The organism is Azonexus sp. (assembly GCF_036170495.1).
In the GTDB taxonomy this organism is placed as follows: Bacteria; Pseudomonadota; Gammaproteobacteria; order Burkholderiales; family Rhodocyclaceae; genus Azonexus.
In genome coordinates, this window is record NZ_JAVHPH010000379.1 from 1 (window position 1) to 2021 (window position 2021).

A 2021-nucleotide genomic window follows, 5' to 3' on the forward strand; every position below is an offset into this window, starting at 1 on the left:
TTGATGGCCAGCGCCTGGGCCATCGTGATGCTTTGCACCATGCCGATCAGCATCATCACGAAAGCGGGCAGCAGCAGGCGATGCAGGGTATCGAGATCGGGAACAAAAAAGATGAAGCCGGGCAGACCCGCCACCACCGAACCAACGACCGCTACGCCCTGCCCTCGATCAAGATCGAATTCAATGACAGCCAGCGTACCAACGATAACCACAACCAGTGGCATCAAGCGCACGATGAAATCCGCTCGGGGCTTGCCCAGACCCATCCTGACCAGCCAGCGGGCCAGGGCCAGGCGAACGAAAGCGAGAATGCTGAAGGCGAGCAGCCCGATCGCCAGCGTCGGAGGATGCGCCCTTGGCAGCTTTTGAAGAAGGTCAAGTAGCAGTTCTCCGCTGCTCGATCCATGCGGTGCAACACCGGTCAGATACTTTAGCTGGCTGATGATGATCAGCACGGCGGAACCCGAGATGAAGCCGCTGATTACCGGTCGGCTGAGTAGTTGCGACAAGAAACCCAGGCGCAGCACGCCGCAGGCCAGCAGCATCAGTCCGGAGAGCAGCGACAGCGCCGCAGCCAGCATGATGTAGAGCGCCGAACCCGGCGGCGCAATCGGACTCAACACGGAATAAGTCATGATCGCGGTGATGGCTACCGGCCCGACGGCCTGCACCATGCTGCTGCCGAACAGCGCGTAGGCGATCACCGGGAAGATGCTGACGTACAACCCGAGTTGTGGGGGCAAACCGGCCAGCAGCGCGTAGGCCAGGCTCTGCGGAATAACCAGGATGGTAACGATGAGACCGGCGACGACATCCGCGCCGAGCTTGTTCTTCGGGTAATGGGCCAGCCACCCCGGGATCAGCCTAGCCCATGTCATTTCAGTTTTTCTTGACCAGTTGCCGGGCGAAAGCCGCATCATTTCTGGTAACGCGCGGCACGATCTGCGGCCCTTGCGCATTTACAAACTGGACAAAATCGTTGAGCGCCAACGGCTGGGAAACATCCTTGTCGGCACCTTCAACCCGTTCGCGCAAAACGAACAGGCTGTTGCTGGTGATCACCATGACGAAATAACGGCCCGCACTGCGTTGATTGAGGCGCGCAACGGCAGCGGTGGCCCGAGTCGAGCGCACGATTTACTTGTACTTCTTGAAAATAGCCCTGGCATCGAGATGAGCCCGATCCAGCGTACAGATCGATTCATCGTCGTCATGGCCGGTAAAAAAATCATCGGCCTGGGCGCGCATTACCATCTTGATTGCCGCATCGTCCGCGATGTCGTATTTTTCGGTGATGAGTGTTGTTACTTCGTCGAGATGTTCTTCGTAGGTCATAGTTGATCGTATTTCATCGACACATAAAGCACCTCCACCTTGCTGCGCGCCCATGGGGTTCGACGCAGAAACTTCAGGCTGGAGGCAATACTGGGATCGTGTGTAAAGCAGCGAATATCGATTTGCTGCCCGAGTGACGCCCAGCCGTAGCATGCCACCAGTTCGGTGACAATATTTTCCAGAGTGACACCATGCAGCGGATTGTTTGGCTGATCTTTCATGAGTTTACCGGTGTTGGAACCAACCAATAACGACGATGAGGGCTTTCGGCATAACGACCGCGCTCGATCAGGCAGTCACTATCGCCCATCTCGTAATCTCGGCATATTCGCGGTCGCCGAGCATAGATTGTGCAGCGCATGGTGTCCCGATCCAGCGCGGCACACCAGCCATCATCAAGGCGACGCATCACGTCGCCACCCCATTCATCTGCTTCTGTCAGTCGATTGGGCACGTCATCATCGCCCATCAGCATCACTTCAAGCCGGCAACAGCACGCCTGGCAATTGTCGCAGGCGACCGCGAGGGGATCGGTGGAAATAATTACGCGACCTCGTCGATCCACGCCTGCTGGATAGCTTCGAGAATTTTCTCGCCGCAGTGCTTGGGGTCATCGTTGAAACCAGGCAAGGCCATCACGCAGTCACGCAGATCGACGAAATTGATCTGCAACGGATTGATGTCAG

The 2021-nt window shown here is 57.1% G+C and carries 6 protein-coding genes; all 6 read right to left on the minus strand.

Annotated features, from left to right (window positions below; all coding sequences use genetic code 11):
• Positions 1–878 (minus strand): SulP family inorganic anion transporter (locus ADADOO_RS13815; RefSeq protein ID WP_511278083.1); only part of this gene is annotated, 878 nt, incomplete at its 3' end.
• Position 879: 1 nt separating this feature from the next.
• Positions 880–1134: a hypothetical protein gene (locus ADADOO_RS13820; protein ID WP_511278084.1), complete on the minus strand. Its 255-nt coding sequence runs from the start codon at positions 1132–1134 to the stop codon at positions 880–882.
• A 3-nt stretch (positions 1135–1137) separates the two neighbouring features.
• Entirely contained in the window at positions 1138–1335 is a 198-nt protein-coding gene (locus tag ADADOO_RS13825) for a hypothetical protein (protein ID WP_511278085.1), read from the minus strand.
• The gene (locus tag ADADOO_RS13830) at positions 1332–1556 is read right to left on the minus strand and encodes a VF530 family protein (protein WP_511278086.1); all 225 of its coding nucleotides are present in this window, start codon (positions 1554–1556) and stop codon (positions 1332–1334) included. Before ADADOO_RS13830 ends, ADADOO_RS13825 begins: the two co-directional genes overlap by 4 nt.
• Positions 1553–1900 (minus strand): YkgJ family cysteine cluster protein, encoded by a 348-nt coding sequence (locus ADADOO_RS13835; RefSeq protein WP_511278087.1) that lies wholly within the window; start codon positions 1898–1900, stop codon positions 1553–1555. Before ADADOO_RS13835 ends, ADADOO_RS13830 begins: the two co-directional genes overlap by 4 nt.
• The coding region (gene iscX, locus ADADOO_RS13840) for a Fe-S cluster assembly protein IscX (RefSeq protein WP_511278088.1) at positions 1879–2021 on the minus strand (143 nt) is incomplete at its 5' end. The genes ADADOO_RS13835 and iscX, both read right to left, overlap by 22 nt.